This window comes from Stutzerimonas stutzeri, assembly GCF_019090095.1.
Taxonomy (GTDB): domain Bacteria; phylum Pseudomonadota; class Gammaproteobacteria; order Pseudomonadales; family Pseudomonadaceae; genus Stutzerimonas; species Stutzerimonas stutzeri_AN.
Window position 1 is genome coordinate 1908255 of record NZ_JAGQFP010000001.1, and the last position, 14321, is coordinate 1922575.

The following is a 14321-nucleotide window of genomic DNA, read 5'->3' on the forward strand; positions in this document are numbered from 1 at the left end:
ATGACGCGATTTACTGCCGTCAACGGCCGCTATATTGTGGACGCGCGCACTGCTCGATCTCTGCGAGCTCGCCTGTCAAGGATTGTCGTCATGTATCTACTCGGGGAACAACCGGCGTACGCCGATCAGCTGATCAACCGCTTGCAGGGAATCCCCGCGCAATTGCTCGAAGGCCTGGCTCCTGCCGCAACCGCCATCGAGGTCAAAGGCACCGATGACCTCGAGCGCGAGCTGCCCACGCAACAGCTATTCGTCATCGAGAGCGGTTTACTGCACGCGGTGGTGGATGAGAAACCCCTGTTCTATCTGCAGGAAGGGGACCTGCTCGGCCTGCGCCAAGGCATCGAACTCCCCATCTGTCGCTACCGCAGCGACGAAGCCATCCGCCTGACCCCATACTCGCGCAGCGCTGTGTTTCAGCATATTCATGCCGATGCCCGGAGGCAGGAGCTCTTCACCCAGTACCTGATCGGCCAAACCGCGCTGTTGTCCGACGCCCTGGCGCGCCTCAAGCAACCTGAAATCCACCCTACGACCGGTTTTCAGCACTTCGCCGCCGGCGAGGAACTGATTCGGCAGGGAGACGATGCAGACAACGTCTTCATCATTATCGAAGGACATGCCGAAGCGCTCGTCGATGGGCAAAAGGTCGGGGATGTTCAACGCGACGAGATCTTTGGCGCCATGGCCGTCTTCACTCAAGAGAAGCGCAGCGCCACCGTTGTCGCCACCTCCCCCTGCACCGTGATGCTGATTCCCAAAGAGCAGTTCCTCGGGCTGATGCAGAGCAACCCGAAGATCGCCCACAGCCTGATAGAAAGCATGGCCCGCCGCATCGACCTGCTCAACAAGGAAGTGACTCGGCTGCGCCTACCGCTTACCGCATAGGCCACCGAAGCCCCGTCCAAATTATTTTCGAACAGCTGTTGACGGGATAATGAGAATTGTTATTATTAGCACCACTGGTCGCGAGATCAGCTGGTAACTGGAAGCCCAGGCAGTCGGACTTTCAGGTTATCTCCTCATCAGGCTAATCACGGTTTTGACCCGGCTTTTTGCCGGGTCTTTTTTTGCCCGCGTGTAACTCAAACGGTCATTTGCCGTTTTGCCCAAGCGTGGCGCACAGATCCTGTCGTGTCTGGCCGGGCGTGTACCAGACAAAGTCGGCCTGCTCTGCCCGTATATCCTCCCCGACCTCTGCAAGCATCAGCACCAGCGCGCCATGCCGCACGGCGTCGGCCATGTGCAGCGGCACGCCAAGATCACGTCGCACATGAAAGGCGCCGGCAAAAACCAGTGCAGGCGTAGGGGCCGCCTGCAGGCGTCCGGCGATTCGATGGTCACGCTGTTGTTGCACAGCCAGCATGGCCGGCAGTTGGGTTTCCGGCAGCTTGTTGCAGTGCGATAGGCGAATCTGCGCAAGCAAGGCACGCTGCACCGACGCGGCCGCCGCAGGGCCAGACAGCCTCGGTGGATCACGGTAAATAGCCTGGATCTCGCTGCGATCCAGATTGGCCGAGAGCACGGGATAAGGCTGCGCCAACGAATATTCGACCACAGGCGCGTACAGCTGCCAGTCCCATCCCGGCTGCCACCGCAGCGCCGCAGGCAGGTCCTCAGGCCACGCTCCTCGCCTTACTGAAGCCTGCACGCGCGCGACGCTGGCTTGTTGATCAGGATTGAGCATTTCCAGTAGCACGCTGCCTTGCGCACGCCGCTGCGCCAACGCTTCCAGCAGCCAGCGCTGTAGACGGTGGTGGTCGGGATTGTCGTGACGCTCGCCAACCAACACGTGATCGGCACCCGCCAGAGCGCTGACCAAACGCTGCGCCGAGAGGGTCTCGCCAGTGCGCAGATCAATGATCCGCCCTAGATCGGGATGATCGCGGCCCTCCGGGCTTTGCCAGGGCATCAGGGGCGGCACCGATTGGCAGCCGGCGAGCAGTAGCAGAACGACGAGCGAAAACGCTTTCATTGATAGTTCCTTAGCGTGCGATGACCAGCGGATGGCCCCGCTCCGGGTGGCGCTGAATGAGCACATCGAGGCCAAATACGGCCTTCAGCGGTTCGGCCTGCAGCACTTGCTCCGGGCTACCACTCACCCTGGCGTACCCGTCGGCCAGCAACAACAGCCGATCGCAGTAGCGTGCCGCGAGATTCAGGTCGTGCAGGATCACCAGTACCGCGCCGCCTCGCTCGGCGAACCGTCGAACCGATTGCAGGATACTGTGCTGATGCAACGGGTCGAGCATGGCGGTCGGCTCGTCGAGCAGCAGCGTCTGCCCCGGGCGCCCCGGCCACAATTGCGCGAGCACGCGCGCGAGGTGGACGCGTTGCTGTTCGCCGCCGGACAACGCCAGATAATTGCGCGGCCCCAGATGCTGCGCATCGGCGGCCTGTAGCGCGGAGGACACAATGTCCTGGTCCTGTTCACGACCGCTGTCATGCGGTAACCGACCGAGCCCGACCACCTCCTCGACTCGGAAGGCAAAATTCAACGACGAACTCTGCGGCAGTACCGCCAGGCAACGGGCTCGCTCGGTTCCGCTCCAATCAGCAAGTGCCCGCCCCTGCAACGACACCTCTCCCGCACTGACCGCCAGCTCACCACTCAAGGCGCCGAGCAAGGTGCTTTTGCCAGCACCGTTGGGGCCTAACACGCCCAGCACCTCACCGGAGGGCAGTTGCAGGTCGATATCGGTCAGCACCGCCGACGCCCCGCGTCGTACCGAGATCCGCTGCGCCCGAAGCATCAGTGGCGTCCCCGCAACAACAGGTACAGAAAAAAGGGCGCTCCCAGCAGAGCGGTCACGATGCCGATCGGCAGTTCCGCCGGAGCCAGCAGCAACCGCGCCAGCAGATCGGCCAGCAACAACAGACTACCCCCGGCCAGCGCCGAGGCCGGCAACAGCAAGCGGTGGTCGGGGCCGATCATCAGTCGTACCAAATGCGGAACCACCAGCCCCACGAAACCGATCATGCCGGCCGCCGCGACTGCCGCACCAACACCCAACGCCGTGCTAAACACCAGCTCTCGCTTGAGCCGCTCCACATCGAAACCCAGATGACGCGCTTCGGATTCCCCCAGCAGCAACGCATTCAGTGCTCGAGCGCGGCGGGGTAGCCACCAGATTACGCCGAGCGCCACCAGCAGCAGGGGCCATAACCGTGCGTAACTGGCGCCGTTCAGGCTGCCGAGATTCCAGAACGTCAATGTGCGCAACGTGCTGTCATCGGCAAGATAGGTAAACAAGCCGATCACCGCCCCGGCCAAGGCAGTCAATGCGATGCCGGCAAGCAGCATCGTGGAAACCTGGGTGCGGCCGTCACGACGACCAAGGCGATACACCAGCGCAGTCACACCGAGCCCGCCGATGAAGGCGCTCAGCGACAGCAGGTAGGGCTCCAGCCACGAAGGGACGCCGCCTATGAAATTGCTGCCGACGATGGTCACCGCAGCTCCCAGCGCAGCACCGCTGGACACGCCGATCAATCCCGGGTCGGCCAGTGGATTGCGAAACAGCCCCTGCATGGTCACACCGGTCAGCGCCAGTACCGCGCCCACGCTCAGGCCGAGCAAGGTACGTGGCAATCTGATCTGACCGAGGATGAGCTCGGCGGGCTGCGCGCGATCGCCGTCGAAAGGCGCAACAAGGAGCCCCCACAGGGCGTCGAGCGTTTCACCGAGCGACAGGCTGACCGGCCCCAACGCCAGGGACAACCAGAACGCCATTAGCCATAGCAGGCCCAGCGACAGAAACAAGGAACGTGCAGACAGTGCTGGGCTCATCAGGGACGCCGCCAGTCGATACTCGATGCGCAGGATAAGAGTCAGCCAAGCCGGCGACCAGCGCTATCGATCATGCCTACGCCAAACAAGCCGCGCCTGGGCGATAATCCCGCAACGAAGGAGGACAGCCATGTTTCGATTGTGCGCCGTAGCCGACATTGCCGAAGGCCAGAGCAAGGGCCTGGACCATCACGGGCAGCGCCTGCTCGCCATCCGCAAGGAGGGCGCTCTGTACGTCTACGAGAACCGCTGCCCACATCGCGGCATCCCGCTGGAGTGGCAGGCCGATCAGTTTCTCGACAGCAGCGGCAGCCTGATTCAGTGCGCGACTCATGGTGCGCTGTTTCTGATCGATAGCGGTGAATGCGTGGCCGGCCCCTGCGCCGGCCAGGCCCTGCGAGCACTGCCGGTTGTCGAGCGCGACGGCAGCGTCTGGTTGCAAAATGATCAATAGTGCGACGTTGCGCCCGGGCGACGATTCGCCGCGTTGGGTATCATGGCGTCACTGCACTTTGTGAGATGACCATGCGCCGTTTGCTGAGTCTGCTAATTCTGCTGTTCGCCCTTCCTGCCGCTGCCGGCTTGTTCGATAGCCGTCCCAGTACCACCCTGGGCGGGCTGAACAACAGTGCGGACTTTCTGCCAGTGCGCGAGGCCTTCCGCCTGAGCGTAATCGACAGCACCGCCGAGCAGATAAAGCTGCGTTTCGTCGCAGCTGAAGGCTACTACCTTTACCGTCATCGCTTTCAGTTCAAATCCAGCGATGCCGGCGTGGTCATCGGCGAGGCCCAACTTCCGACCGGCAAGCAGAAGACCGACGATTACTTCGGCGAGGTCGAGGTCTATTACGGCGTGCTCGATGTCGAGCTGCCGCTGCGCAACCCGGCAGGCAAGCCCTTCACACTGCAGGTGACCTATCAAGGCTGCGCCGACAAGGGCCTGTGCTACCCGCCCGAGACGCAGTCATTCGAGATCGACGGAACGTCCGCCACCTCACCCGCCGCCCCTCCCCCTGCACCGGGCCCGACAAGCGATGACAGCGGTGCGCTGTCCTGGCGTTCGGTGGCCTTGTTCTTCCTCGCCGGGCTGGGGCTGACGTTCACCCCCTGCGTGCTACCCATGCTGCCCATCCTGTCGGGCGTGGTGTTACGCGGACAGATCGGCGGCATGCGCAGCTTCCTGCTATCGCTTGCCTATGTGCTGCCCATGGCTGGCGGCTTCGCGGTGCTGGGCGCGCTGATGGGTGTGTTCGGCGCGGAACTCAACTTGCAGGCACGTTTGCAGTCGCCCTGGGTGCTGGTCCCGTTCGCCTTGTTCTTCGTTGCATTCGCCTTGGCGATGTTCGGCCTGTTCGAATTGCGGCTGCCGCAGGCAATGGGCTCCCGCCTGGAGCGCATCGCAGGTAGTGCCAAAGGCGGTTCATTCATGGGCGCGGCGTTGCTGGGCGCGGTGTCCAGCCTGCTGGTCTCGCCATGCGTCTCGGCACCGCTGGCCGGCGCCCTGCTTTATATCAGCGCGAGCGGGGACGCGTTGGGAGGTGGCCTGAAGCTATTCGCACTCGGCCTGGGCATGGGGACGCCGCTGGTCCTGTTCGCCATTGGCGGCGGTGCGCTGTTGCCCAAGAGCGGCCCCTGGATGGTTGTGGTACGCAACGTCTTCGGCGTCTTGCTGCTGGCGGTGGCTGTCTGGATGCTCGAACGCGTTCTGCCAGCGGCCCTGGCGCTCGCCCTGTGGGGTGTGCTGGCTGCCGGCACGGCGCTGTTTCTTGGCGCCTTGGAATTCGGTCACAAGACGCCCAAGCAGAAGCTGGCTCAGCTACTGGGCCTGGTGCTGCTGGTTTACGGGCTGGCCACGTGGATCGGGGCGCTGCAGGGCGGCTCCGATCCGCTGCGACCGCTTCCCCGTACGACTTCGGTAGGTAGCGGCAGCATTGCCAGCGCAAGTGATAGTTGGCACACCGTGACCACGCCGGCCGCACTCGATGCGCAGCTCGATGCTGCTCGCGCCGCCGGGCAGCCACTGATGCTCGACTGGTATGCGGACTGGTGCATCAGCTGCAAGGTCATCGAACGCGAGGTGTTCGCTGATCCGCAGATCGCTCCACGCCTGGCCGGCTATCGCCTGATTCGTTTCGACATCACCGACAGCAATCCGGCACAGCGTGCTCTGCTTGACCGATACAAGCTCTTTGGCCCGCCGGCGATCCTCTTCTTCGCCAAGGACGGGCAGGAGCTGGCTCAGGCACGGGTCGTCGGCGAAATCGATGCCAGCCAGTTCGCACAGCGGCTCGACCGTGCGGAGGCAGCCCTCTAGGCCCGGTTTCCTTGCGGCAATCTCCAGACATAATGCAGGCATTTACGCCGATCAAGACATGACTGGACAGTCAGCCCCCGCTTCGGGCATAGTTTTTCCTTTCACCAATCGTGACCCTTCACAACCGCGATTGGCTAGAACAACAAGGAATGCTCATGGCGACGCTTTTGGTCCTTCACGGCCCGAATCTGAATTTGCTTGGTACGCGCGAACCCGGCGTCTACGGCGCAACGACCTTGGCGCAGATCAACCAGGATCTCGAGCAACGGGCCCGCGACGCCGGCCATCATCTGCTGCATCTGCAGTCCAACGCCGAGTACGAACTGATCGAACGCATCCATGCTGCGCGCAGCGAAGGCGTGGACTTCATCCTGATCAATCCTGCTGCCTTTACCCACACCAGCGTCGCATTACGTGACGCGCTGCTGGCAGTGAGCATCCCATTCATCGAAGTGCACCTGTCAAACGTGCACAAGCGTGAACCTTTCCGCCATCACTCCTACTTCTCGGATGTCGCGGTAGGGGTGATCTGCGGCCTTGGCGCCAGCGGTTATCGCCTGGCATTGGAGGCCGCCCTGGAACAACTCGCTGCTTCCTGACAGGCCATGCGCGCCGCGCACGGCCTCGAAGAAGCGAGCAGCAATGCCCTTCGAACTTACTTGGGAGTCACCGCTTCATGGATATTCGCAAAGTCAAGAAACTGATCGAGCTGCTGGAAGAGTCCGGTATCGACGAGCTGGAAATTCACGAGGGCGAAGAATCCGTTCGCATCAGCCGCCACAGCAAGCAAGCGGCCGTGCAGCAGCCTTACTATGCCCAGGCACCGATGCCCGCCCCCGCCGCTGCGCCAGCCGCTGCGCCAGCCGCCGCCGACGCCGCACCGGCACAGCCGAAACTCAACGGCACCGTGGTTCGTTCGCCGATGGTTGGCACCTTCTACCGCGCATCGTCGCCAGAAGCGGCCAGTTTCGTCGAAGTCGGCCAGAGCGTTAAGAAAGGCGACATCCTTTGCATCGTCGAGGCGATGAAAATGATGAACCACATCGAGGCCGAAACCAGCGGCACCATCGAATCCATCCTGGTGGAGAATGGTCAGCCGGTCGAATACGACCAGCCGCTGTTCACCATCGTTTGAACCGCGGAGAGCCAACGATGTTGGAAAAAGTACTAATCGCCAACCGCGGTGAAATCGCCCTGCGGATCTTGCGAGCCTGCAAAGAGCTGGGCATCAAGACCGTCGCGGTGCATTCCACCGCTGACCGCGAGCTCATGCACCTGGCGCTGGCTGACGAGTCCGTCTGCATCGGCCCGGCCCTTGCTACCAATTCCTACCTGCACATTCCTGCGATCATTGCCGCCGCGGAAGTGACCGGAGCCACGGCGATCCATCCGGGCTACGGCTTCCTCGCAGAAAACGCCGACTTTGCCGAACAGGTTGAAAAATCCGGCTTTGCCTTCGTCGGGCCAAAAGCTGAAACCATCCGCCTGATGGGCGACAAGGTGTCGGCCAAGGACGCGATGATCAAGGCCGGCGTGCCGGTGGTTCCCGGCTCCGACGGCCCCCTTCCCGAGGACGAGGGCGAAGCCCTGCGGATCGCTCGTGAAGTCGGTTATCCGGTAATCATCAAAGCCGCAGGTGGCGGCGGTGGGCGCGGCATGCGCGTGGTTTATCAGGAAGAAGACCTGATCAAATCCGCCAAACTGACCCGTACCGAAGCGGGTGCGGCGTTCGGCAACCCGATGGTCTATCTGGAGAAGTTCCTCGGTAACCCACGCCACGTGGAAGTCCAGGTACTGTCTGATGGCCAGGGCAACGCCATCCACCTGGGTGACCGTGACTGCTCGCTGCAACGTCGGCACCAGAAGGTTCTGGAAGAAGCGCCGGCGCCTTATATCGATGAAAAAGCTCGCGCCGAAGTGCTCAAGCGCTGCACCGACGCCTGCGTCGAAATCGGCTACCGCGGCGCCGGCACCTTCGAGTTCCTCTACGAAGACGGCCGTTTCTACTTCATCGAGATGAACACGCGTGTCCAGGTCGAACACCCTGTTACCGAGATGGTGACCGGTGTGGATATCGTCAAGGAAATGCTGAGCATCGCCGCTGGCAACAAGCTGTCGGTCAAGCAGGAGGACGTGGTGATTCGCGGTCATTCCCTGGAGTGCCGGATCAACGCCGAGGACCCGTCGAACTTCCTGCCCAGCCCAGGCAAGGTCAAGCACTTCCATGCACCGGGTGGCAACGGCGTACGGGTCGATTCGCACCTGTACAGCGGCTATTCGGTACCGCCGAACTACGATTCGCTGATCGGCAAGCTGATCACCTACGGTGCGACGCGCGAAGAAGCCATGGCCAGAATGCGCAACGCGCTGGATGAGATCGTCGTCGATGGCATCAAGACCAATATCCCGCTGCATCGGGATCTGGTACGCGACGCCGGCTTCTGCAAGGGTGGCGTGAACATCCATTACCTGGAAAAGAAGCTGGGAATGGACAAGCACTGATCCGGTGCTGCACTGACTAGGGCTGCCAATGGCAGCCCTTGTCGTTTCCGGTGTTCACTATTGGAAGCCTGAGCGACTAGGCAGTAAGCTCGCTCACTTTTCTCGGTCCGCAGCGATGCGGTCGCCACTCCATGAGGTCTCCATGTCCTGGTTACAGCTTCGTCTCGCCATCTCTCCGGAACAGGCGCAGCCCCTCGAAGACGCCCTGCTGGGCGTCGGCGCAGTCTCGGTCACGTTCATGGATGCCGAAGACCAGCCCATATTCGAGCCGGATCTCGGTACCACGCCACTGTGGTCGCGCACTCACCTGCTGGCACTGTTCGAAGCCGACGTCGACGAGGCCAACCTGCTTGCCCACCTGCAACTACTGGTAGGCGGCCAACTGCCTGAGCACCAGCTTGAGCACATCGAAGACCAGGACTGGGAACGCAGCTGGATGGACAACTTCCACCCGATGCGTTTCGGACGCAGGCTGTGGATCGTGCCGAGCTGGCACGCGGCGCCTGAACCGGAGGCGGTGAACTTGCTGCTCGACCCAGGCCTGGCGTTCGGCACTGGCACCCATCCGACCACCGCACTGTGCCTGGAGTGGCTGGACGCTCAGGCATTGGACGGCACGCAAGTGCTGGATTTCGGCTGTGGGTCGGGCATTCTTGCCATCGCGGCGCTGCTCCTGGGGGCTGAACAGGCGGTAGGCACCGATATCGACGTTCAAGCGCTCGAAGCCTCGCGCGATAACGCCGACCGCAATGGCATCGACCCCGCGCGCTTCCCGCTCTATCTGCCAGAACAGCTGCCCCAAGGCCAGGCCGACGTGGTGGTCGCCAACATTCTCGCCGGACCGCTGGTAACGCTGGCACCACGCATAAGCGAGCGGGTCAAACCGGGCGGCCGTCTGGCGCTGTCCGGCATTCTGCTCGAGCAGGCCGAAGAGGTTCGCGCCGCCTATGTGACCCTGTTCGACCTGGACCCGACGGCCGAGAAGGACGGCTGGGTGCGAATCACCGGAGTCCGCCGCCAGTAACGAGGCATCGGCCGAGTGGGACGCACACGGCTCGCCGCCCGCTGCAAGCCTGCACTGCCGCTCATCGGTGCGCATGCGCTAGACTACCGTGATTTCCGCCGGACCAACGCATGACCAGTTTCATCACCCAGTGTCCTCATTGCCGCACCAGTTTTCGCCTCAGCCGCAACCAGCTCACCGCGGCTCGTGGCGTGGTGCGATGTGGCGCATGCATGGAGCTGTTCAATGCGGCCCGCCAGCTGCAGGAGGACGATCGGACAACCGGCGCTGCGGCAACACCTAATGCAGCCGGGCGTGCCGGCCGCGGGGATGAGCGCTCGACGGCGCCTGCAGCTGGCGTTGCGCGCAAAGATGAAACGCTGTGGATTCACGACGAGCTCGATCTGGACAACCTGGATCTCGACGAGGAACTGGCGAAGCTCGAACGACAGGAACTGGCGTTATCGACCGAGTCCCTCGACCTGCTGCCACGGCCTGGCAAGGACGCATCGCCAGCGGCGGCGCCGCGATCGCAGGCCGCTGACGAAAGCTGGGCCGAGCGACTGCTCGGCGCCGAAAGCGATGCAGCCGCGCCACACCGTAGCGCACCAGCGGAGGCAACGGCGGCTGACGGGTTGGCTTCAACAGCGCTGCACTTCACACCAGTAGACGCCGAGCACCCCGCCCCGCCCAGTCCGTTGAAACGCCCGCGTAGCCCTCTGACCAAGCCGCACGATACCGGGGGCCGCATCGAGCCGGTCCTCGACGGGACCACCGAAACGGATACGGATGAAGTGCCGCTGGATGCCGACCTGACGGCCGAGCCTCATGCCGAACCCGCCACGGACCGGGAAAGACGTCGGGATGATAACAACCCGCTATTCGAACTCGACGACGAGCCGCTGCAGCTCGATTGGCAAGCACGCCGTCGACCCTGGGGGCGCTGGTTAGGCTGGGGGCTGCTGAATCTGATCGCCCTGCTGGCGCTCGTCGCACAATACGTGACCTATAACTTCGATGAGCTGGCACGCCAGGACGGCTACCGCCCCTGGCTCGAGCGAGCCTGCCCGATGCTTGGCTGCGAGCTGCCGCCCCGGGTCGATGTCAGCCAGATCAAGAGCAGCAACCTGGTGGTGCGTAGCCACCCCGACTTCGCTGGCGCACTGGTGGTCGACGCCATCATCTACAACCGTGCGTCGTTCGCTCAGCCGTTCCCCTTGCTCGAGATTCGCTTCGACGACATCGGCGGAAAGACCCTTGCGCGTCGCACCTTCAAGCCCAGCGAATACCTTTCCGGCGAGTTGGCGGGACAGCGCGAAATGCCCTCGCAGATTCCGATCCACATCGCGCTGGACATACTCGATCCTGGCGCCAAGGCCGTGAACTACAGCCTGAGTTTTCGCTCCCCTGAATAGCCTCTTGCCTGACTAGACAGCGCAGCAGACGCCTTGCTCGCAGGTGTCGCCTGCTGCGCAGGGCACAGATTCACGTCCGGTTATAAGCCTTCAGCTGCTCAGAATTTGTTCAGAACAGCCTTTAACCCGTCATCCGGAGCGGGTATTATGCTCACCCTTTTTTGCTGTCCCGATCGACCTAACAAGCAGGCTCCAGGCAGGGAATCTTCATGTCAGCGGTACGCATCGGCCCCTATATTCTTCCGAATCGATTGATCCTCGCGCCCATGGCGGGCGTGACCGATCAGCCGTTCCGTCAGTTGTGTCGCCGCCTCGGCGCCGGGCTGGTGGTATCGGAGATGGTCACCAGCGACGTCCGCCTGTGGAACAGCCGCAAGTCGCGGCTACGCCTGCTGCATGACGGGGATCCCGAGCCGCGCTCCGTGCAGATCGTCGGCGGCGATCCGCAGATGCTGGCCGAGGCTGCCGTCCGCAATGTCGAGCTGGGCGCGCAGATCATCGATATCAACATGGGTTGCCCGGCGAAGAAGGTCTGCAACAAAGCAGCCGGGTCGGCGCTGATGAAGGATGAGCGACTGGTGTCGGCCATCCTCGAGGCAGTGACCGGCGCGGTTGAGGTTCCGGTGACATTGAAAATCCGTACCGGCTGGGACAGGCAGAACAAGAACGGACTCACGGTGGCGAAGATCGCCGAACAATCCGGAATTGCTGCGTTGGCCGTGCATGGCCGTACGCGTGCCGACCTTTACACAGGCGAAGCCGAGTACGACACCATTGCGGCAATCAAGCAGCAGGTATCGATCCCGGTATTTGCCAACGGCGATATCGATACACCGTTGAAGGCACGCCAAGTGCTGCAAGCGACAGGCGCCGATGGTTTGCTGATCGGGCGGGCGGCTCAGGGCAGGCCGTGGATCTTCCGCGAGATCAATCATTATCTGGCCACCGGCGAGCTGCTCGCACCCCCGGACCTGTCCGAGGTCGAGCGCATCCTGCTGGAGCACCTGCACGCCTTGCATGCTTTCTATGGTGACGTCATGGGTGTGCGCATCGCGCGCAAGCATGTCAGTTGGTATCTCGCAACACTTCCCGGCGCGCGGGAATACCGCGCCCGGTTCAATGGTTTGGAAGACAGGGACGCGCAATGCGCCAGTGTTCGGGCATTTCTGGCCGAACGCCGAACAGGCCCTGACTCTGGGGATGGAAAAGGGGTGGCTGCATGACGCTGTTGAACGAAACACTGCTAACTGGAACAACATCCGTGAGCGACAACGTGAACCTCAAGCAACACCTCAATACGCCGAGCGAAGCAGGCCAGACCCTGCGCGGCAGCGTGGAGAAGGCGTTGCACAACTATTTCGCCCATCTCGAAGGCGCTGACGTCACGGACGTTTACAACCTGGTGCTGTCCGAGGTGGAGGCGCCGCTGCTGGAAACGGTGATGAACTACGTCAAGGGCAACCAGACCAAAGCCTCCGAGCTACTGGGCCTGAACCGCGGCACCCTGCGCAAGAAACTCAAGCAGTACGACCTTCTCTGATCAGTGGCAAGCTCCGACGGAACGGCGCGAGCCGTCCCAGGAGCTTTCCGCTTGAAGCCTGTAGCTCCTAGGAACTGTCTATGACCGACCAAAGCACCCGCCTTCCCGTCCGCCGCGCGCTGATCAGCGTGTCCGACAAGACCGGCGTCGTTGACTTCGCCCGCGAACTCGTCGCCCTGGGCGTCGAGATTCTTTCCACCGGCGGCACATTCAAGCTGCTGCGTGAAAACGGCATCGCCGCGGTGGAGGTCGCCGACTACACCGGCTTCCCCGAAATGATGGACGGCCGGGTAAAGACCCTGCACCCGAAGATCCACGGTGGCATTCTTGGCCGTCGTGATCTCGACGGCGCGGTCATGGCAGAACACGGCATCAACCCGATCGACCTGGTCGCGGTCAATCTCTATCCCTTCGCCGCCACCGTCGCCAAGCCTGGCTGTTCCCTGCCGGATGCTATCGAGAACATCGATATCGGCGGTCCAACCATGGTTCGCAGCGCCGCCAAGAACCACAAGGACGTCGCAATCGTGGTCAACGCGGACGACTACGCCGGTGTCATCGAGAACCTTCAGAACGGCGGCCTGACGTATGCCCAGCGCTTCGATCTGGCGCTCAAGGCCTTCGAGCACACCGCCTCCTACGACGGCATGATCGCCAACTACCTGGGCACCGTTGACCAGAGCGCCGAAACCCTTTCCACCGAAGGCCGTAGCCTGCTGCCACGCACCTTCACCACTCAGTTCGTCAAGGCGCAGGACATGCGCTACGGCGAGAATCCGCACCAGATTGCCGCCTTCTACGTCGAAACTGCTGACGAAGCCTGCATCGCCACCGCACGCCAGCTGCAGGGCAAGGAGCTGTCGTTCAACAACGTCGCCGACACCGACGCGGCGCTCGAATGCGTGAAGAGCTTCGTCAAGCCGGCCTGCGTCATCGTCAAGCACGCTAACCCCTGCGGCGTTGCCGTGGTACCGGACGAAGACGGCGGTATCCGCCAGGCCTATGAACTGGCCTACGCCACTGACAGCGAGTCGGCCTTCGGCGGCATCATCGCCTTCAACCGCGAGCTGGACGGCGAGACGGCCAAGGCTATCGTCGATCGCCAGTTCGTCGAAGTGATCATCGCGCCGAGCATATCGGCCGAAGCCCGCGACGTGGTCGCGAGCAAGGCAAACGTGCGCTTGCTCGAGTGCGGCCAGTGGCCAGCCGAGCGCGCGCCGGGCTGGGATTTCAAACGCGTCAATGGCGGCCTGCTGGTACAGAGCCGGGACATCGCGATGATCAGCGAGGCCGACCTCAAGGTCGTTACCCAGCGCGCGCCGTCTGAGCAGGAAATTCACGACCTGATCTTCGCCTGGAAAGTGGCCAAGTTCGTCAAATCCAACGCCATCGTTTACGCCAAGAACCGCCAGACCGTCGGCGTTGGCGCCGGCCAGATGAGCCGCGTCAACTCTGCCCGCATCGCTGCAATCAAGGCCGAGCACGCCGGCCTGCCGGTCCAGGGCGCCGTGATGGCCAGCGATGCGTTCTTCCCCTTCCGTGATGGCATCGACAATGCTGCCAAGGCCGGTATTACCGCGGTCATCCAGCCGGGCGGCTCGATGCGCGACGCGGAGGTGATCGCAGCGGCAGACGAAGCCGGTATCGCCATGGTGTTCACCGGTATGCGCCACTTCCGGCACTAACATCGGTCGCACTCGGACAGGCACCTGCGACGCTGCCCGACGCTTCCCCATGCTCATTGCCAGAAGGCAGCTC

The 14321-nt window shown here is 62.7% G+C and carries 14 protein-coding genes; 11 read left to right on the plus strand and 3 right to left on the minus strand.

Annotation, left to right across the window (positions count from 1 at the left end):
* Positions 1 to 90 precede the first annotated feature (90 nt).
* A complete protein-coding gene (locus KVO92_RS08305; protein ID WP_217475113.1) occupies positions 91 to 888 on the plus strand; it encodes a cyclic nucleotide-binding domain-containing protein in 798 nt (265 codons plus the stop codon).
* A gap of 205 nt (positions 889 to 1093) precedes the next feature.
* On the opposite strand, the gene KVO92_RS08310 is transcribed toward KVO92_RS08305, so the two are convergent.
* The 3 genes from KVO92_RS08310 to KVO92_RS08320 are packed head-to-tail and all read right to left on the minus strand — an operon-like array spanning position 1094 to position 3790.
* The gene (locus KVO92_RS08310) at positions 1094 to 1975 is read right to left on the minus strand and encodes a ChaN family lipoprotein (RefSeq protein WP_217475114.1); all 882 of its coding nucleotides are present in this window, start codon (positions 1973 to 1975) and stop codon (positions 1094 to 1096) included.
* Between the two features lie 10 nt (positions 1976 to 1985).
* Entirely contained in the window at positions 1986 to 2756 is a 771-nt protein-coding gene (locus KVO92_RS08315) for a heme ABC transporter ATP-binding protein (protein WP_423836228.1), read from the minus strand.
* On the minus strand, positions 2753 to 3790 hold the full coding sequence (locus tag KVO92_RS08320; protein ID WP_217475116.1) for a FecCD family ABC transporter permease: 1038 nt from the start codon (positions 3788 to 3790) through the stop codon (positions 2753 to 2755). Before KVO92_RS08320 ends, KVO92_RS08315 begins: the two co-directional genes overlap by 4 nt.
* Before the next feature lie 130 nt (positions 3791 to 3920).
* On the opposite strand from KVO92_RS08320, the gene KVO92_RS08325 reads away from it, so the two are divergent.
* The 10 genes from KVO92_RS08325 to purH all read left to right on the plus strand — a co-directional run bounded on the left by KVO92_RS08325 (position 3921) and on the right by purH (position 14248).
* Positions 3921 to 4244, plus strand: a complete 324-nt coding sequence (locus KVO92_RS08325) for a Rieske (2Fe-2S) protein (RefSeq protein WP_217475117.1) — start codon at positions 3921 to 3923, stop codon at positions 4242 to 4244.
* Between the two features lie 71 nt (positions 4245 to 4315).
* Entirely contained in the window at positions 4316 to 6103 is a 1788-nt protein-coding gene (locus tag KVO92_RS08330) for a protein-disulfide reductase DsbD (protein WP_217475118.1), read from the plus strand.
* Between the two features lie 155 nt (positions 6104 to 6258).
* Complete coding sequence (aroQ, locus tag KVO92_RS08335) at positions 6259 to 6702, plus strand: type II 3-dehydroquinate dehydratase (protein ID WP_217475119.1); 444 nt, start codon at positions 6259 to 6261, stop codon at positions 6700 to 6702.
* A gap of 77 nt (positions 6703 to 6779) precedes the next feature.
* Complete coding sequence (accB, locus tag KVO92_RS08340; protein ID WP_217475120.1) at positions 6780 to 7238, plus strand: acetyl-CoA carboxylase biotin carboxyl carrier protein; 459 nt, start codon at positions 6780 to 6782, stop codon at positions 7236 to 7238.
* A gap of 17 nt (positions 7239 to 7255) precedes the next feature.
* The gene (gene accC, locus KVO92_RS08345) at positions 7256 to 8605 is read left to right on the plus strand and encodes an acetyl-CoA carboxylase biotin carboxylase subunit (protein WP_217475121.1); all 1350 of its coding nucleotides are present in this window, start codon (positions 7256 to 7258) and stop codon (positions 8603 to 8605) included.
* A 142-nt stretch (positions 8606 to 8747) separates the two neighbouring features.
* Positions 8748 to 9629 carry a 50S ribosomal protein L11 methyltransferase gene (prmA, locus tag KVO92_RS08350; protein ID WP_217475122.1) on the plus strand — a complete coding sequence of 294 codons (882 nt, stop codon included), beginning with the start codon at positions 8748 to 8750 and terminating at the stop codon, positions 9627 to 9629.
* 110 nt (positions 9630 to 9739) lie between these two features.
* The gene (locus tag KVO92_RS08355) at positions 9740 to 11023 is read left to right on the plus strand and encodes a DUF3426 domain-containing protein (RefSeq protein ID WP_217475123.1); all 1284 of its coding nucleotides are present in this window, start codon (positions 9740 to 9742) and stop codon (positions 11021 to 11023) included.
* Between the two features lie 209 nt (positions 11024 to 11232).
* The gene (gene dusB / locus KVO92_RS08360) at positions 11233 to 12246 is read left to right on the plus strand and encodes a tRNA dihydrouridine synthase DusB (RefSeq protein ID WP_217475124.1); all 1014 of its coding nucleotides are present in this window, start codon (positions 11233 to 11235) and stop codon (positions 12244 to 12246) included.
* Positions 12243 to 12563, plus strand: a complete 321-nt coding sequence (gene fis / locus KVO92_RS08365; protein ID WP_021208373.1) for a DNA-binding transcriptional regulator Fis — start codon at positions 12243 to 12245, stop codon at positions 12561 to 12563. The genes dusB and fis overlap by 4 nt, the downstream gene beginning before the upstream one ends.
* An 80-nt stretch (positions 12564 to 12643) precedes the next feature.
* Complete coding sequence (gene purH / locus KVO92_RS08370; RefSeq protein ID WP_217475125.1) at positions 12644 to 14248, plus strand: bifunctional phosphoribosylaminoimidazolecarboxamide formyltransferase/IMP cyclohydrolase; 1605 nt, start codon at positions 12644 to 12646, stop codon at positions 14246 to 14248.
* The last annotated feature ends 73 nt before the right edge of the window (positions 14249 to 14321 follow it).

Excerpts from the sequence above, each read along its gene's own strand:
- KVO92_RS08305 (WP_217475113.1), top strand. The coding sequence starts at position 91 with ATGTATCTACTCGGGGAACAACCGGCGTACGCCGATCAGCTGATCAAC.
- KVO92_RS08310 (WP_217475114.1), bottom strand. The coding sequence starts at position 1,975 with ATGAAAGCGTTTTCGCTCGTCGTTCTGCTACTGCTCGCCGGCTGCCAA.
- KVO92_RS08320 (WP_217475116.1), bottom strand. The coding sequence starts at position 3,790 with ATGAGCCCAGCACTGTCTGCACGTTCCTTGTTTCTGTCGCTGGGCCTG.
- KVO92_RS08325 (WP_217475117.1), top strand. The coding sequence starts at position 3,921 with ATGTTTCGATTGTGCGCCGTAGCCGACATTGCCGAAGGCCAGAGCAAG.
- KVO92_RS08330 (WP_217475118.1), top strand. The coding sequence starts at position 4,316 with ATGCGCCGTTTGCTGAGTCTGCTAATTCTGCTGTTCGCCCTTCCTGCC.
- aroQ (WP_217475119.1), top strand. The coding sequence starts at position 6,259 with ATGGCGACGCTTTTGGTCCTTCACGGCCCGAATCTGAATTTGCTTGGT.
- accB (WP_217475120.1), top strand. The coding sequence starts at position 6,780 with ATGGATATTCGCAAAGTCAAGAAACTGATCGAGCTGCTGGAAGAGTCC.
- accC (WP_217475121.1), top strand. The coding sequence starts at position 7,256 with ATGTTGGAAAAAGTACTAATCGCCAACCGCGGTGAAATCGCCCTGCGG.
- prmA (WP_217475122.1), top strand. The coding sequence starts at position 8,748 with ATGTCCTGGTTACAGCTTCGTCTCGCCATCTCTCCGGAACAGGCGCAG.
- KVO92_RS08355 (WP_217475123.1), top strand. The coding sequence starts at position 9,740 with ATGACCAGTTTCATCACCCAGTGTCCTCATTGCCGCACCAGTTTTCGC.
- dusB (WP_217475124.1), top strand. The coding sequence starts at position 11,233 with ATGTCAGCGGTACGCATCGGCCCCTATATTCTTCCGAATCGATTGATC.
- fis (WP_021208373.1), top strand. The coding sequence starts at position 12,243 with ATGACGCTGTTGAACGAAACACTGCTAACTGGAACAACATCCGTGAGC.
- purH (WP_217475125.1), top strand. The coding sequence starts at position 12,644 with ATGACCGACCAAAGCACCCGCCTTCCCGTCCGCCGCGCGCTGATCAGC.